The sequence below is a fragment of the Scytonema sp. PRP1 genome (assembly GCF_036697665.2).
Lineage (GTDB): Bacteria > Cyanobacteriota > Cyanobacteriia > Cyanobacteriales > Nostocaceae > Kalymmatonema > Kalymmatonema gypsitolerans.
In genome coordinates this window covers 62,503-79,269 of the sequence record NZ_JBAHYJ020000088.1, presented here as the reverse complement: position 1 = coordinate 79,269, position 16,767 = coordinate 62,503, and the positions used below count along the sequence as shown (strand labels likewise).

Sequence of the window (16,767 nt, the reverse complement as noted above, 5' to 3'; positions counted from 1 at the left end):
TCTTCCTTATTGCTTTGCTGTAAGATTGCTACAGTAAATTTCCTAAGTAACTATTGATGGAACCAACACAAGAGCAACATCTTATTATCAATGCTTTAGATACCTAGAATGACTTGGCGCTAACATTTATGATCAAAATACGGGTGATTGGTACATTAGGACTCCTAGCCGGATTAATCACCCTGCGAAGACGGCGCACGCACTCGCGTTGAGACTACAAGTCTCGATGATGTCGCCTCAATTGGGGGCTTTGGGGTTGAGGGGAAACCCGCGCAGGGTGCTGTGGCTATAAAAGCGAAGCCTGCCTAGGCAAACTATGTATTCTTAAGTGCGCGTAGCCGCGATTTCTAATCGTCAAGTATTTTTCTAAAAAAAGTAACGAATCAAATTTTATGAGTCGAATTATTTTAACCACCCTCGGTTCTTTTGGTGACTTGCATCCCAAAATTGCGATCGCCCTCGAATTAAGAAAACGTGGTCACGATATTGTATTTGCAACCCACAAAGAATATCAATCCAAAATTGAAGCTTTGGGATTTGAGTTTCATCGGATGCGCCCCGATAATACTGCTCTGGACGATCCGCAAGAGATGGCGCGGATGATGGATTTGCAAACAGGCTCGGAGTATATTGTCCGCAAGTGGGTCTGTCCCAGTTTACGCCAGATGTATGCAGACTTGATGAATGCTGCGAAAAATGCAGATTTTATGCTTACAGGTGAAGGAGTGACTGCGGCTCCAATGGTGGCGGAAAAATTAGGGATTCGGTGGGCATCAAGTGCTATGGCTCCAATCTCGTTTTTCTCTGCCTACGATCCATCCGTTTTACCTCTATTTCCATTTTTAGTCAAGCTACGTCGGTTTGGCTTATTTGCTAACAGGGGAGTCATCAATTTTGCCAAGCTGGTTAGTAATTCTTGGGCAGAACCCGTCCATCAATTTCGCCGCGAACTTGGATTACCAAGCTTAACTGGCAATCCTTTTATTGACGACAAGTTTTCGCCTTACCTTGTCCTTGCCTTGTTTTCCCCTGTTCTGGCAAAACCGCAACCTGATTGGGTTGCAAACACAGTCATGGCAGGTTTTACATTTTATGATGGTAGTTCGGACAAGACGGAACTCATGCCAGAACTGAAGCAATTTTTAGATGCAGGAGAACCGCCAATAGTTTTTACCCTTGGTTCTGCCGCAGTGATGTCTCCCGGTAACTTTTATCAGGAAAGCATCAAAGCCGCAAAGCAGCTTAATCGCCGTGCTGTGCTGTTAATTGGTAAAAATCCGCCTCCAGAAAATCTTTCAAAAGATATTCTTGCGGTTAGTTATGCACCATACTCGCAAATTTTTCCTCACGCTTGTGCCATTGTCCATCAAGGAGGAATTGGGACAATAGCCCAAGCATTACGGGCTGGTCGTCCTACCTTAATAATGCCCTACAGCCACGACCAACCAGATAATGCAGCACGAGTCGAACGCCTGGGAACTTCGCGCACGATTTCCCGCAAACAATATTCAGCGTCTCGGGTTGTAAAAGAGTTGCATGAGTTGTTAAATCATCCCAGGTATGCAGCCTCTTGTGCGGAAATTCGACGCATTGTTCAGGCAGAAAATGGCGTGGGTGTGGCTTGTGATGCGATTGAAAAATGTTAGGTACATATGTTGGAATTTTGATACCGCGCTCTAGGTTAGACGAGAGCGAACGAAATGAGTACTTACCAAGCGGATGCTTTGCTGACGCCTTTTAGCCGCTACTCTCTTCTTAATTGAAAGCAGGAGAAGTCGCGGAGATTTGGATATGGGCAAGAGAGCGAAGCGACTATTGGGGAGAATAATTTTTGCTTCATCTGTGCTTGATATATAGAGAGTTTAAAGAATCAAACAAACTTCTTGTTTATGGAAGGCAAAAAGGAAAGAACCGCAGGAAAGATGAATTTTTCCACGCTGGTAGTAAAAAATGTTTGCCTAATATGAAAAAAACACTCATTATATTGTTAACATTCGTTAACTTAAGGTATTAAAGACTAGAAACATTATTTTTAGCTAGCTAAACTAACAAAAAGAGCATATGTACTGTTATTTCTAAAAAAAGGTCTAGCGCCCAATCCTCGATGATTCCAATCCAACTTACTCTCAAAAACTTCCTCAGTTACCGCGATGCTACTTTAGATTTTCGCGGGTTACACACGGCTTGTATTTGTGGTTCCAATGGCGCTGGAAAATCTTCCCTCCTCGAAGCTATCACCTGGGCAATTTGGGGTGAAAGCAGAGCTTCTAGCGAAGATGATGTTATCCAAACAGGTGCAAAAGAAGTTAGAGTTGATTTCATCTTTGAAGCAAACCAGCAAACTTATCGAGTGATTCGCACGCGAGTGCGGGGTGGAAGTGGTGCTCTGGAATTTCAAATACAAATACCCACTGGGTTTCGCGCACTTACCGGCAAAGGGGTAAGGGCAACACAAGATTTGATTTTAGAACATATTAAACTTGATTACGAAACTTTCATTAATTCGGCTTACCTGCGTCAAGGTCGTGCTGATGAATTCATGCTCAAGCGACCTAGTGAGCGTAAGGAAATATTAGCAGAGTTATTAAAACTCAATCAATATGATCAATTAGAAGAACGGGCAAAAGAACTCTCACGTCAGTTTAAAGCAAGAACGGAAGAACTAGAGCGGCTTTTGGATTCGCTGAAATCTCAACTGCAACAACGTGAAGCTATTGCCCAAAAACAAGGCGACTTGGAAGCTGAAATCAACCAACTGCAACAGGTACAAGCTTTTGAGAATATCCAGTTACAAAGTTTGCAAGTTGTCCAGCATCAGCGGCAAAACTGGGAGCAACAACTGAGCTTTGTTAGGCAGCAGTACCAGAATCTTACTCAAGACTGCGATCGCCTGCAACAAGAGCAGTCAGCAATTGACTCTCAGTTCTCTTCTTTAGAAGAACTCTTAAGTCAAGCACCTGAGATTGAAGCTGGGTACAACGAATACCAAGTTCTGCAATCTCAAGAAGAAGCGATGGGCGCTCAATTTGAAGAATACACTCGCGCCCAGCAAGCACGGCAACAAAAACAACAGCAGCTTACCAAACAAATTAACGAAATTGAACGGCAATTACAACACGCAGAGGCACAACTCGCCGCTGTGCAGCAACAAGAGCAAGAACTTCAGCAAACTCTGACTAAGTCAGATGAAGTAGAAGCTGCCATGGCACAACTTGCTGCTGCACGCAACCGTGTTGCTCAAATGGATCAGTTACAACTGCAAGTCGCTCCCCTGTTGCAACAACGGGCGACATTGCAAAGCCAATTGGATCGCGCTCATGCTGGTTTAGTTGCTCGACTCGAACAACTCGAAGCAACAGCCAACCAACTGCAACGTCAGCACAGACGCCAACCGCAACTGCAACAAGCAGTGATGGAAGTGGCAATCCAGATAGAGGAATTGGAGAAGAAGCGGGTTTATCTACAACGAGTTCAGGAAAAAGGACAGGAAAGGCGTCACCTGATCGAACGTTTGCAGGCTCACCAACGGGACTTTGAAAAACTGCTAGGAGAACTCCAGCAAAAGCTGCAAATGCTCCAAAATCCCAATGCTATCTGTCCTTTGTGCGAACGTTCTCTAGAGGAACATTACTGGAATCGTGTCGTAGACAAAACCAAAATAGAGTACAAAGATGCTGAAGATGAGTTGTGGATAGTCAGGGAGCGAATGGCTGTCTCCGACAGAGAAATTCAGGTACTTAGGCAAGAATATCGTGAGATATCACAGGAATTGTCTCATTATGATGCTTTACGGGAACAAAGGGGACAATTGGCAGCACAGTTGCAGGCGACTAGTGATGTCGAACAACAGCTACAAGAAATAGTCGCTGAAAAGCAGCAATTAGAGCGCTGGTTACAAATGGGTAACTATGCTCATGAAACCCAAGCCGAACTCCAACAACTCCAACAATATTTGCAACAACTCAACTACAATGAACAAGACCACGCCCTTGCCCGTAACGAAGTCGAGCGGTGGCGGTGGGCAGAAATTAGACTCAGCCAAATTAAAGATGCGGCAAAGCGTCAAGCGCAGATAGAAGCACGAAAACCAGAGATTCAGGCACAAATTGCCCAATTACAAACTAGAACCCAGCAAGAAGCAACGCAATCTGAATGTGCCAGGCAAATCGCCGCTCTTGAGCGCCACATAGCTGAAATTGGTTACGTGTCAGAAGAGCATAACAATCTTCGCATGGCTGTACGCAAAGCTCAATCTTGGCAGTTACGCTATCAACAACTTGTGGGGGCGCAGCAACAGTATCCGCAACTGAAAACAAGATTACAAGAGTTAGAGGTATCTTTGCAAGCGAGATTAACTGAGCGGCAAAGACTTGCTACCCAAATCGAAAGCATCGTCCAGCAGCTCGAAGAATCAGCAAATCCATCTGCTCAAATCCCAGCATTAGAGCAGCAATTGGCATCACGCCGACGGCAACTTGACGAACAAATTGGTCAGTTGGGACGCTTGCAGCAGCAGGCTCACCAACTAGAAACATTGCAACTTCAGTATGAACAACAGCAGCAGCAATTGCAAGAAGCAAGACGACAACATCGCATTTATCAGGAATTATCACAAGCATTTGGTAAAAATGGTATCCAAGCATTGATGATTGAGAATGTCTTACCGCAATTGGAAATTGAGACAAATCAACTGCTTTCGCGACTGAGTGCTAATCAGCTACACGTTCAATTTGTTACACAAAGGGCTGGAAAGAGTGGTAAGGCAAGCAAGAAAAATGCCAAGTTGATAGACACCTTGGATATCTTGATTGCTGATGCTAGAGGAACGCGGGCTTATGAAACTTACTCTGGTGGAGAAGCGTTTAGAATTAACTTTGCGATCCGTTTAGCCTTAGCGAAATTATTAGCGCAGCGGGCGGGGGCGGCGTTGCAATTGTTGATTGTGGATGAAGGCTTTGGGACACAAGATGCAGAAGGATGCGATCGCCTGATTGCAGCAATTAATGCGATCGCGTCTGATTTTGCTTGTATCCTCACCGTAACTCATATGCCTCACCTTAAAGAAGCCTTTCAAGCCCGAATCGAAGTGAATAAAACTCAACAGGGTTCGCAGGTGCGATTAATGATTTAAGGGACTTCCAAATAAAAAAATATCCAACTTGTTTTTAGATTTTTGGGCGGGCAGGATGTCCAACGCCCTTCGGGTTCGCCAGTTCCCTACGGCGGGAGACCCTCATTCGCCCTGCGGGCAGGCTGCGCCAACAGGACTGGACTCACCAGTCGCCTGTTGTCGGGAAACCCTCCTGCATAGCGCTGGCTCCCCCACTCTCATTGGATAATGAATTTGTTGGAAATCCCTAAGCAAAAGCTATGTTTTTTTGATGATTCACTGTGTACAAAAAATTGATGCCTTGCTCTAGTTGTCATCTCAAAGAGGTGCATCAGGTCGAGCATCGCTATCGCTATGCAACGATTGATTGTTTGATGCAGAAAGTTTGCCAGGTTTAGGGGTTTTTGGGTTAAGAGTCACCAAAACTGAGAGAGGTCTATTAAGGAGCAGCGGATCGCTTTTGCTAAATTTTTGAGAACGCGATACTAAGGCGCAGATTTGGCACATGGTTGTTTTCCTCCTAGTTCTTCTTGACGATGTAATAGTTATTGAGGAAATCATGTTCGAGCCGCTTGATTTCGGCAGTAGTGAATCCCGCATCTGTTAACATTTCCAGAGCTTTTTCCTCACCCCACACCGCACCAAGCCCCATACCACCTGCTGCTAAAGATACTGTCATGCAGTGCAGACAAGAAATCGTGTAGAGCAATGGTGCGCTTGGATGATCCATGTTGCCATGAACATTGCTGGAAGCACGAATATCCTGCATTAGGTAGATGCCATCAGGGCGCAATGCCTGGTATATGCCGTGTAACACCACATCCGGTCTTGCTTGGTCATGAACAGCATCGAAGGTGCAGATCAAGTCATATTGCTCCACTTCATCTAGTTTGGCAGCATCTTTGACCTGAAACTGAATGTTGTTAAGTCCTTGATGGCTGGCTTCTGATTGAGCCGTTGCGATCGCTTCTTGTGAAATATCGTATCCTTTGAAACGGCTGTTAGGAAAATGCTTTGCCATCTCAATGAGCGCACGACCACTACCACAACCGACATCAAGCACATCAATACCCTTCTCTAGGTCTTTCGTTAAACCAGGAACAAGAGGAAGAACAAACTCCTCTAGCGCTGCAACGACCGTTTGCCCGCTATCTTCCGCCATAACTTGATGGAAGCGCTTGTAAGCAGAGTAAGGAACGCCCCCACCTTTGTAAAAGCATTCAATCACCTGATCTTCAACGGTTGCTAGCAGAGGAAGGAATTGTGCGGTGACAGCAATATTGTTGGGACTGGCAGATCGCGTGAGAAAGGCAGCATATTCAGGAGGCAAGGAGTAGGTATCCGTAACAGGATCATACTCAACGAAACGACCCGTCACCATTGCGCCCAACCACTCCCGCACGTATCGCTCGTTCAATCCTGCGGTATCTGCAATTTGTTGACTTGTGGATGGTGGCAGCCCAGCCAAGGTATCAAATAATCCAGTGCGGTGTCCGATGGAAGTCATCAGGGCGATCGCGCCACTGTTAAGAATGTCTAGCATCCGCTCTGCGAACGCTTCTGATTTCGTTTGATCAAAGGTTTGCATAGTTATGATTTTTTATTAAACAAACTAGTTAGTATAGTAAAAATACAAAATTATCGTGTCAATCCTCATAGTGCTACCAGAAATTAATTGTGCGTTGTCTACAACCCTTGTAGTGACGTGCCATGGCGAGCCAGCGCTATGCAGGAGGGTCTCCCTCGTGCCGGCTCTGGCGGCACGTCTCTACATTGTTTTTTGGAGAGGTCTATTTGTTAATTTAAACAACAGCCCTGTTTTTCCGGTTATTGATTCTGTCAAAATGTAATGGTTGAAAAAACGAATCTGACTACGTGCATTCTGAGGACACGGTGCCAAGTTTGATGACGTTTTGTAAAGAATTAGCGGTTTGGGTAAAATCGCCACTCTCTAGCTGAGAAGTATACAGGTGTTAACTTGATTTCCACTAATTGTGGTTGATTTAAGGTGCAGTTACTACACAGCTTGGGAGAGTGCAATGGCTGGTTTGCGAAGTACTTGTTGGGGCGCTTTCTTAGGAATTGCGAGCGTCGCTGGTGTCTATATTTTATCGGCAGATTGCGCTTCTGCTCAAATTACCCCTGATGCCACTTTACCGAATAATTCCATTGTCAACATAAATGGCAACACCTTGAATATTACAGGGGGAACACAAGCAGGCGGTAATTTATTCCACAGCTTCCAACAGTTTTCTGTCCCTACTGGTAGCGAAGCTTTCTTGAAGAATACGGTTGACATTAAAAACATCATCAGCAGAGTTACGGGTGGGTCGATATCTAATATTGATGGGTTGATTCGCACCCTAGGTACGGCTAACCTGTTTTTGATTAATCCCAATGGCATTATTTTTGGACCCAATGCCACTTTAAATATTGGGGGTTCGTTTATTGCAAGTACTGCTAGCAGTATAAATTTTGCCGATGCTACTAAATTCAGTGCTACTCCATCACAAGACTTACCTCTGTTGACAATAACCGCACCTGTTGGACTAAACATGGGCAGCAATCCAGGATCGATTCTGGTACAAGGACCAGGGCACGACATTAATTATGAGGATTTTAGCAAGCTAGGACCCCGTCCCCCAATTGACACTGGCATTACGGGATTGCAAGTCAAGGCGGGGCAAACCTTAGCGCTCGTGGGAGGTAATGTGTCCAGCTCCGGTGGCATTCTCAAATCACCATCCGGACGTATTGAAATCGGCAGTGTTGGCAGCAATGGAGCTGTGAGCCTCGTGCCACTACAACAAGGTTGGAAGCTCAGTTATGACACTCCCAGTTTTGGTGATATCCAATTTTCACAGAAAACATTCCTGGGTACCACAGGAGTAGGTGGTGGTTCGATTGCGATGACTGGTAGGAACATCAGTTTCACTGGTTCGTTAATTGTACAAGCTGATACCCTTGGCGATAGAAATGGGGGAGAAGTTAGCATTGTCGGCGAGAACATAAGTATGAATGAGTCCAACATCACAGCGAACACCTACAGTTCGGGAAATGGTGGACAAATTAAGCTAGTTGCCAACAACATCACCTTTGAGAATCAGCCCAGGGAGGATGGCACTCTGATTAGCGTGCTCACTCAAGCATGGGGCAAGGGTGACGCTGGAAATATCAACATCAGCGCAAATTCTTTTTTGCTTGGAAATACAAATATCGTTAGCAATACAGAGGAGCCTAGCACAGGAAAAGCCGGAGACATCAACGTTCAAGTCGCAGGCTCTATGGTGGTAAAATCCTCTGGTATACTAAGCGATACGAGCACGGATAACGCTGGAAAAGTCAACATAAGCGCAAATTCTTTACAAACTGATAACTCAGCAGTTTTAAGCCGTACAGCAAAGCCAGGTAACGTCGGAGAAATCAACATTGGGGTTGCCGACTCTTTGGAAGTACGAGGCACAGCTATAGATACTGTTAGCTTTGGCAACGGTGACGCTGGAAACATCAATATTAGGGCAAATTCTTTTTTACTTGAAAGCTCAGGAATCAATACTTTTACTGAGGAAAATAGCCAAGGGAACGCCGGAGACATCAACATTCGGGTTGGCGATTCTTTTGTAATAAAGAATACGGGTATACTCACTGATACTTTTAAGAGTAACGCTGGAAATATCAACATCAGCGCAAATTCTTTGCAGATTGAAAATACGGGGGTGTATAGTCGTACGATATATACAGGTAAATCAGGAGATATCAACATTCAGGTTGCAGGTTTTTTTGTAACAAAAAATACTAGCATATCTACTGATTCCTATGGCATGGGTGACGCAGGGAAACTCAACATAAGTGCAAATGCTTTGCAGATGGACGGTTCGCAGATCAGGAGTGCGACGGGGGAAAATGCCACAGGGAACGCTGGAGAAATTAACATTCAAGCAAACCGTATGGACTTACGGAATATTTCATCTATAGATACCGATATCTCTGGTAAAGGTAACGCTGGAAACATCAGTATTGTGGCAGATACCATTCAGCTTGATACTCAGAGTCAGATTAATGCATACACCACAATGGGTCAGGGTGGAAATATTGGGCTACAGATAGGAAACTTACTTTTGTTGCGTCGTGGGAGTACCATCTCCACTACTGCAGGCATTGCCCTTAAAGAGGGAGACGGCGGCAACATTACCATCAATACTCCTAACGGTTTCATCGTTGCCGTCAGGGGTGAAAATAGCGACATCTCTGCCAATGCTTACACTGGCATTGGTGGAAGAGTGGATATTAAAGCATTTGGCATCTATGGCATTCAACCCCGCCAAAGCCTAACTTCCCTGAGTGACATTACTGCCAGTTCAGAGTTTGGTGTAGACGGCACTGTAGAACTCAACACACCTGATATTGACCCAAATCGGGGATTAGTGCAACTACCTACAAATTTCGTTGATGTTTCACAACAAATTGATACTAGCTGCAATCCTGGTAGCAGGCAAAGAGCCAGTTCATTCCTTGTCACCGGACGCGGTGGCATACCCGCCAGTCCCTTAGATATGTTGACACCAGATGCAGTGCAGGTAAATTGGGTGACTCTCAATCCTAGCAGCGATAACCGCGATCGCTCATCTGTTACCAGCAAACCAACTACTGCTACACCAGAACACATCGTAGAAGCTACTGGGTGGGTGATAAACGAAAAGGGAGAGGTAGTACTCACAGCTAATCCGCCTTTGATCAGGTCTCATGGTTCATGGCAGAACCCTGTGTCTTGCAGTGCTTTTTAAATGTCAGTATTTACATCTTAAGCAATTGTGTTACTGACTGACGTAGCGTTACACTTGGTTACATTATGTGCTCAGAATGCATGTAGTGGGATTCGTTCAGCCGAAATCCAAATTGCACAGATGGCTGGTTTGGGTATATTCTACCCCGTGATGACTGACGACACAATCAAACCATCCTTAACATGGATGACTCGCTGGGTTTGGGCAGCGACATCAGCCTCATGGGTAACGATAACAATTGTAATGCTTTGGTTGTTCAAGTCATATCATGTCCGGCTAATTAGTTATGATTTCCACGTTAACTGTACCCCACCCCGCGCCGCCCCTCCCCGCAAGCTTGAGGCGATTGCAAACGTGCCAGTGTCCCGAATCGCAATCGCGTGATTCATATTTTGGTTCAGCAACGCCAAAATGTAAATCAACTCAAGTCCGCAAAAACGGTCATTGCCACAATAGACACGCTGATCGATGCAAAAACTGGCGATGTGCTACAACTTTTAGGCTATGGCAGAGAAATCATAATTCGGGTTGTTGTAGCCTGGATTTGACATGGCAGATGTTACAAGGTCAGGACTGCTGAGTAAGGTGTTGACATCAGTGCCTATAGCTTGGCTTGGCGTATTACTACCTAGCGATATCAGTTCGCCACTAACAGAGAAATTCCAACCTTCATTACCAACGAGTGTATTACCATCACCACTGGCTTCAATCCGGTTTCCGAGGAGATTGCTGTTACTTACACCCGCTGTGTTGCCACTACCAAGGATGTCGTTGTTACTACCAGTCTGTGTATTGGCATTACCAAGGATGTCGTTGTTATTGCCTAAGTTCCAGTTACCGTTACCGTTGGTTGTGTTATCGCTACCAAAGCCCCAGTTGCCATTACCTTCGGTTTTGCCGCCATCACCGTAGTTCCAGTTACCGTTACCGTTGGTTGTGTTGCCACTACCAAAATTCCAGTTACCATTACCGTCGGTTGTGTTGTTACTACCGTAGTTCCAGTTACCGTTACCTTGACCACTGTTGCCAGTGGCATTTGCACCATCTAAGTTTTGAATATCAGATATCCAGTTGTCGCTGTTATAAGGTACAGGTTGACCGTTGCCAGTTTCAGGTAGGTTGCTACCACTCTCGTTCGAGGGAGGAGTGCTGCCAAATGGTAAGTTGCCGGGGAGGTTTCCGCCAGAACCGCTACCACCAAAGACACTATCACCGCCAGAACCGCTACCACCAGCAAAAGGATTGCTACTACCGGAGGCACTATCACCGCCAGATGCGCTACCACCAGCAAAGGGATTGCTACCACCGGAGGCACTATCACCACCAGATGCGCTACCACCAGCAAAAGGATTGCTACCACCGGAGGCACTATCACCGCCAGATGCGCTACCACTAGCAAAAGGATTGCTACCACCTAATGCGCTGGTGTCACCGCCAACGACTCCGACCAATTGATTGAACGGGTTATTAGTATCAGTTAAAGCCCGTTCGTCGAGTGGTCGCTCGTAATTGTAGGTGTATTGTCCATCTGCACTGGTTGTGGATGAATTGCCACCACCGATGAAGGAAGCAAAGGTATTACTACCATCAGCAGCGCTACCAAAGCCACCGCTAGCAGCACCGCCAGCACCGAAGCCACCACTAGCGGCACTATCTAAAGTGCTGCCATCAGTGGACTGCCATGCGCCATCAGTGAAAGAAAAATTGCTATTACCAGTTAAATTGTTGCTAGTACCTTGTGACCCACCAGTTTGATTGCTATTGTCAGAAGTTGCCATCAGAATTAAACTCCTATTGCTCAAACTGAAATTCCCCCAGAAAGAGGAAGATCAATGACATGAGTGAAAGCTTTTTTTGACTTTCATCTTCAATAAAGAAATACTATTTTCTAACTACATAACTATTTTTGACAGCTAGTTAGAATTGGCTTGTAATTCAGTTAAATATCAGTTCCAAATAGTTTGATTTCATAAAGCCTTAATTAACCCAAAATCAAACTAAAAAACAGTGACCACCACACTTAACAAAAGTATACGAGATAATATTTACGTTTCAAATGAACAAAATTTAGATTTGATTGTTAATTCTTTTGATTTTGTTCAGGCAGAATATCATGTAGGGTAAAAATTCAGGTCTCTCTGCATCCCTCAAGAGGCATACTTTCAGGATTTGCTCGCTCACTCTTGAAAACAGCCATTATCTAATAATAAATAAGTTTGGCGATTCTCCTGCAATCTGCATTGTAACTTCCACAGATTAGTGCTGACTAATCTATGGATGGCATCCACCTACAGACTGATAGGAAACAAAAGATTAATCACAGAAATGCCAAATCTCTGAATTCTAACCGCCGATAGATTTATACTTCTTAACAGCTTTATAACATCTGGGAAGATAGCTTATTCCCGAAGTTACTATTATAGAAGCTTATGAAGTTGTGATAATTGGCACTGGTCACAATCTACTTGTTTGTGCCTTATTGCGTACTTTTCACTGTTAAAGGTGCCATTTATCGCGCTAAGAATTAGTGCCAAATAATCCTGAAAGAACGAGCTTTAGCTAAAGCTCAAAAAAAACATACTGAGGATAATTTACCTGTTCATAGTTTCCAAACTTTGCTAGCAGATTTAGCTACTTAATAGGAAGTTGCCAAAGATAGTATCATTTGATGGAAGATAAAGACTGCCATCAACTATGCCGCGATCGCCCTTGGGCGGCTTGCCTTGGGAGCATCGCGAATTCAAATTGTGCTGCACTTGGAGTATGCAGAATTGACCCGCCAGTATCGGCGTTGTGGAAATGGAGCAGAACGTAATAAAACTCAGCTGAGTTCGCAGGTGCGATTGATCATTTAAAACGCGCGTGCGATTAATGCATCACTTCATCAAGCATGTGTTGACATTGTATACATAAATTTTGTATATTCATTGTGTGGACATTAGAGGTCATTGATTGATGCAAGTAGAACCGACACCAGTCAATCGAAACCGCGATGTGACGATCAATATCCGGGCGCACCAGACGCAACGTGATTTAATAGACCGTGCGGCAGAAGCTCTCGGGAAGAGCCGCTCAGATTTTATGCTAGAGACAGCCAGTCGGGAAGCTGAAGCAGTTTTACTTGACCGTCGGCTGTTTATTTTGGATGACGAGAAGTTTCAGCAATTTGTGGAGCTACTTGATGCACCACCAACGGAGAATGAAAATCTGCGTCAATTGCTGACAACAAAAGCACCGTGGGATTAAACGTGGTCGAGGAGAATCAGAAATTGCAGCCTCCTCAACCAATAAATCCAGATCATCTTCTGGAAGATTTTGATTCAGGTGATGCTGACTTGAACGATTGGTTGAGGAGGCGCGCAATCAGAAATGAAGACAGTGGTGCTTCGCGAACCTATGTTGTCACTGTCAGGCAAAAAGTTATTGCATACTACTGTCTTGCCACGGGAAATGTGTTGTCTTCCATCGCACCTGGTCGAGTTCGACGCAATATGCCAGATCCAATTCCTGTCATGGTTATTGGACGGCTCGCTGTGGATTGTAACTGGCACGGGAAAGGAGTTGGACGTGGTTTAGTGCGTGATGCCGTTCTTCGTACAGTACAAGCGGCTCAAATTGCAGGAATCAGGGCGATTCTTGTCCACGCTATTTCGGAAGAAGCAAAGAAGTTTTATGAAAAATGCGGTTTTATCTCTTCACCTGTTGCGCCAATGACAATGTTAGTCACAGTTGCTGATGCTCCCAGCAGCTTTGGGTATTGTGGAGTAGTTTTTGTTGCAACCAGTTTTTTACTATAGATGGACAAGGCAATCGCATTAACTAAGTCGTTCGCATGAAGTGCGATAGATAATCACTGACATTTTAAATAGCGTTTAATGATGGAAGGTATTAAACAGCAAAAAATCACTCAACAGGAAGGTATAGCCGCTGCCATGTTGGTTAGGACAAAGACCGCTAGGGATAGGTGTAACCAGCGGCTCTGTTAAATTTGCCAATGTCCTAAGCTGTCTGACCACGGCTATAAGAATCAATGAGTTGTTTCAATCTATTAATCTTTTTATCAGTAATGTGGAATTTATTTAGATTTTCTCTGAAAGATAAGCAATAAGGCTGTACACAATATTGCCAGTTCTGGATCTTTTGGGAAATACTCAGACCTAATATCTTAGAAAATTCGTTCACGGGCTGCACGACCTTGAACTGGTGGTCTTTCTAAAAGGTGTGTAATAGCACTTCTTAAGTGATAGCGTGCTACTCCCTTCCCGGTACAAGATTACTTATCTTTTCCTTGGCGTTCTTGGCGACGCCAGTCGCCTACGGAGGGAAACCCTCCTGCAGCGCTGGCTCGTCTTGGCGGTTCGTTAATAGGTAATCTTCGAGCGTGACAGGAGTAATTCTGCTGTCGCCTCAAATGGTTCCTCCAAAGATGTCATTGAGGGATGAGCGCATCGGCTTCTATCTTCAAATAATCTTTCAATATCTGACATCTCAACATTCGAGATTAATTCAAATGGCTTGAGCGCTTTTTTGGGAATATCTTTTTCAAACTGCCAAAGCCCTCTAACATCGTTCTCTGAACTCAGCTTTTCAAATTGTTCCAATAACTTTGATGCTTCTTTATCTCCTAAAAGCTCTAATTCTCTCAGTTTATGAAGAAAATCAAATACTACTGCATTCCATGTTGCCACAATGCAAGAACGGTATGCTCCTACTCTATAACAAGCTACTGCTTCTTTGATAAACTTCCTTGCTTGCTTATCTCTACAACGTACTATTAATTCATCTAAATCAATGAAAGCTTCGTACATAATCTGAGAACGACTGATTTTTTGCCATTTATTCAGTATGCTAACCCAGGTGTACCCACACATACGGAAGTTCCTAGCGATCGCCACGGCTTTAACTTCCGCCATTGTGTACTAGTGCCTAGTAACAGGCGACACAATCAAACCATCCTTAACATGAATAACTCGCTGGGTTTGAGCAGCGACATCAGCCTCATGAGTAACGATAACTATCGTGATGCCTTGGTTGTTCAAATCAGTCAGCAACTCCATCACTTCCTGGGAAGTCTGGCTATCTAATGCTCCTGTTGGTTCATCCGCCAGCACTAAAGCGGGACGATTGACCAAAGCGCGGGCGATCGCCACCCGTTGCTGTTGTCCACCAGAAAGTTGATTGGGGCGATTGTGCAGCCGTTCTGCCAGTCCGACTCTGGTAAGGGCTTCTATTGCCCGTTTGCGTCGTTTCTGTCTGGGAATGCCAGCATAAACCATCGGCAGCATCACGTTTTCAACGGCAGTGGCGCGAGGCAGTAAGTTGAATTGCTGAAAAACAAAGCCAAGCCGCTGATTGCGGATGTATGCTAATTCGTCATTATCTAGAGTTGTGAGATTCCGACCTTCCAAGACGTAGTGTCCATCGGTTGGGCGATCCAAGCAACCGATGATGTTCATCAGGGTAGACTTGCCAGAACCAGACATTCCCATGATGGCAACATATTCTCCTTCCTCAATGGTCAGGTTGATACCTTTAAGAATCGGTACTTCTGTATCAGCTAACCGATAGGTTTTGGTAATGTCTTCCATCCAAATCATGGTTGCCATATTAATCACTCCGTAAAGCAGCTATGGGGTCAAGTCGGGCGGCGTTGCGGGCTGGAATCACCCCTGCGACCAGCCCAGTCACTAAGGAAAATCCAAATCCGGCAATGATTGACCAGAAAGACACTACAAACGGAAATTTAAATATGTTAGCTGCTGCCAGGGCAAGGCAAATACCAAATCCAATCCCAATCACTCCACCGATAATAGCAACCACGACTGCTTCAGTGAGAAACTGGCTCAAAATCGCGTTGTAGGTCGCTCCTACGGCTTTGCGAATGCCAATTTCTCGGGTTCTCTCCACAACCGAAACCAGCATGATGTTTGCAATACCAATGCCCCCAACAACCAGCGAAATACCTGCGATCGCCCCCACCAAAATTGTAAACAATCCTACAACACTGCTGAAAGTGTTGATAATGTCAACTTGATTGATGATGCGAAAGTCGTCTGGTTGTGGCGGGTAGATATTATGCCTAATACGAAGCAAGTTCGTTACCTGAAACTGGGCGGCGTCAAGCTGCGCCTCGTTCTGAGCCTTTAACCATAAACCATTAATAGCAGTACCGTTAAGAGCATTATTGCCGACAATTCGCGCAGACATATTCGTAAGAGGAATATACATTTGGTCATCTACGTTCTGTGCGCCTGCTGCTCCCTTCGATTCCATGACGCCAATAACTTTGTAGCGTCCGTTCTGAATGCGAATATCAGAACCAATAGCAGATGAGCCAACACCAAATAAATCATCGCGCACTTTACTACCTAGCACGACAACAGGATTAGCGTTGTCTAAGTCCTCTTGAGTAAAGTACTGTCCTTCTTGGGGATGAATATTTTTCACCTCTGGGTAATTCAAATCAGTTCCCAGTACCTGTGTGGAAACGTTCTGTCCTGCATAAACGACCTGTACCGCACGTTGTAGATAGGCGGTGACAGATTCCGCAGCAGTAACCTGTTGGGAAACAGCCTGGGCATCTTCCCATGTTAGCGTTGATGCAGAACCAAAACCCTGGCTAATACCTCCAGAACGTGCCGCTCCCGCCAGTACCAGTATAACATTCGAGCCTAAAGCTTGAATCTGTTGCTCAGTAGCTTTCTGGATACCTTGCCCCACAGAAGTAACAGCAATCACAGAGGATATACCGATGATTACCCCCAACATCGTCAGCCCTGTGCGGAGGCGATTACTCCACATGGCTTCTACTGCCATTGACAGGATTTCAAATAACGAGACTTTGGTTGGGCGAATAGACTTTACCATAGAATG

The 16,767-nt window shown here is 44.9% G+C and carries 11 protein-coding genes and 1 pseudogene; 5 read left to right on the top strand and 7 right to left on the bottom strand.

From position 1 onward, the window contains the following. Positions 1-392 precede the first annotated feature (392 nt). Positions 393-1,646 carry a glycosyltransferase gene (locus tag V5G28_RS23375; RefSeq protein WP_332995427.1) on the top strand — a complete coding sequence of 418 codons (1,254 nt, stop codon included), beginning with the start codon at positions 393-395 and terminating at the stop codon, positions 1,644-1,646. Positions 1,647-2,104: 458 nt separating this feature from the next. Then, on the top strand, positions 2,105-5,131 hold the full coding sequence (locus tag V5G28_RS23370; protein ID WP_332995426.1) for an SMC family ATPase: 3,027 nt from the start codon (positions 2,105-2,107) through the stop codon (positions 5,129-5,131). Between the two features lie 297 nt (positions 5,132-5,428). Here the strand turns inward: V5G28_RS23370 and V5G28_RS23365 are convergent, their stop codons facing one another. Beyond that, a complete protein-coding gene (locus V5G28_RS23365) occupies positions 5,429-5,617 on the bottom strand; it encodes a hypothetical protein (RefSeq protein ID WP_332995424.1) in 189 nt (62 codons plus the stop codon). 13 nt (positions 5,618-5,630) lie between these two features. Beyond that, a complete protein-coding gene (locus V5G28_RS23360; protein ID WP_332995422.1) occupies positions 5,631-6,698 on the bottom strand; it encodes a class I SAM-dependent methyltransferase in 1,068 nt (355 codons plus the stop codon). Between the two features lie 451 nt (positions 6,699-7,149). Between V5G28_RS23360 and V5G28_RS23355 the strand changes: the two genes are divergently transcribed. Beyond that, positions 7,150-9,894, top strand: a complete 2,745-nt coding sequence (locus tag V5G28_RS23355) for a two-partner secretion domain-containing protein (protein WP_332995420.1) — start codon at positions 7,150-7,152, stop codon at positions 9,892-9,894. A gap of 140 nt (positions 9,895-10,034) precedes the next feature. On the opposite strand, the pseudogene V5G28_RS23350 reads toward V5G28_RS23355, so the two are convergent. Both V5G28_RS23350 and V5G28_RS23345 read right to left on the bottom strand, forming a co-directional pair. Next, positions 10,035-10,157: pseudogene (locus V5G28_RS23350) on the bottom strand (macrolide ABC transporter ATP-binding protein); the annotation flags it as partial. Positions 10,158-10,391: 234 nt separating this feature from the next. After that, entirely contained in the window at positions 10,392-11,672 is a 1,281-nt protein-coding gene (locus V5G28_RS23345; protein ID WP_332995418.1) for a hypothetical protein, read from the bottom strand. A gap of 1,177 nt (positions 11,673-12,849) precedes the next feature. On the opposite strand from V5G28_RS23345, the gene V5G28_RS23340 reads away from it, so the two are divergent. Together V5G28_RS23340 and V5G28_RS23335 are read left to right on the top strand one after the other, a co-directional pair. Further along, positions 12,850-13,140 (top strand): type II toxin-antitoxin system TacA family antitoxin, encoded by a 291-nt coding sequence (locus tag V5G28_RS23340; RefSeq protein ID WP_332995414.1) that lies wholly within the window; start codon positions 12,850-12,852, stop codon positions 13,138-13,140. Further along, positions 13,131-13,691, top strand: coding sequence for a GNAT family N-acetyltransferase (locus tag V5G28_RS23335; RefSeq protein ID WP_336231296.1), 561 nt, complete (start codon positions 13,131-13,133; stop codon positions 13,689-13,691). Before V5G28_RS23340 ends, V5G28_RS23335 begins: the two co-directional genes overlap by 10 nt. A 564-nt stretch (positions 13,692-14,255) precedes the next feature. Here the strand turns inward: V5G28_RS23335 and V5G28_RS23330 are convergent. The 3 genes from V5G28_RS23330 to V5G28_RS23320 are packed head-to-tail and all read right to left on the bottom strand — an operon-like array spanning position 14,256 to position 16,761. Continuing rightward, positions 14,256-14,807 (bottom strand): hypothetical protein, encoded by a 552-nt coding sequence (locus V5G28_RS23330; protein WP_332995410.1) that lies wholly within the window; start codon positions 14,805-14,807, stop codon positions 14,256-14,258. Between the two features lie 6 nt (positions 14,808-14,813). Then, positions 14,814-15,500 carry an ABC transporter ATP-binding protein gene (locus V5G28_RS23325; protein ID WP_332995408.1) on the bottom strand — a complete coding sequence of 229 codons (687 nt, stop codon included), beginning with the start codon at positions 15,498-15,500 and terminating at the stop codon, positions 14,814-14,816. 1 nt (position 15,501) lies between these two features. Further along, positions 15,502-16,761, bottom strand: coding sequence for an ABC transporter permease (locus tag V5G28_RS23320; RefSeq protein WP_332995406.1), 1,260 nt, complete (start codon positions 16,759-16,761; stop codon positions 15,502-15,504). Positions 16,762-16,767: the final 6 nt, after the last annotated feature.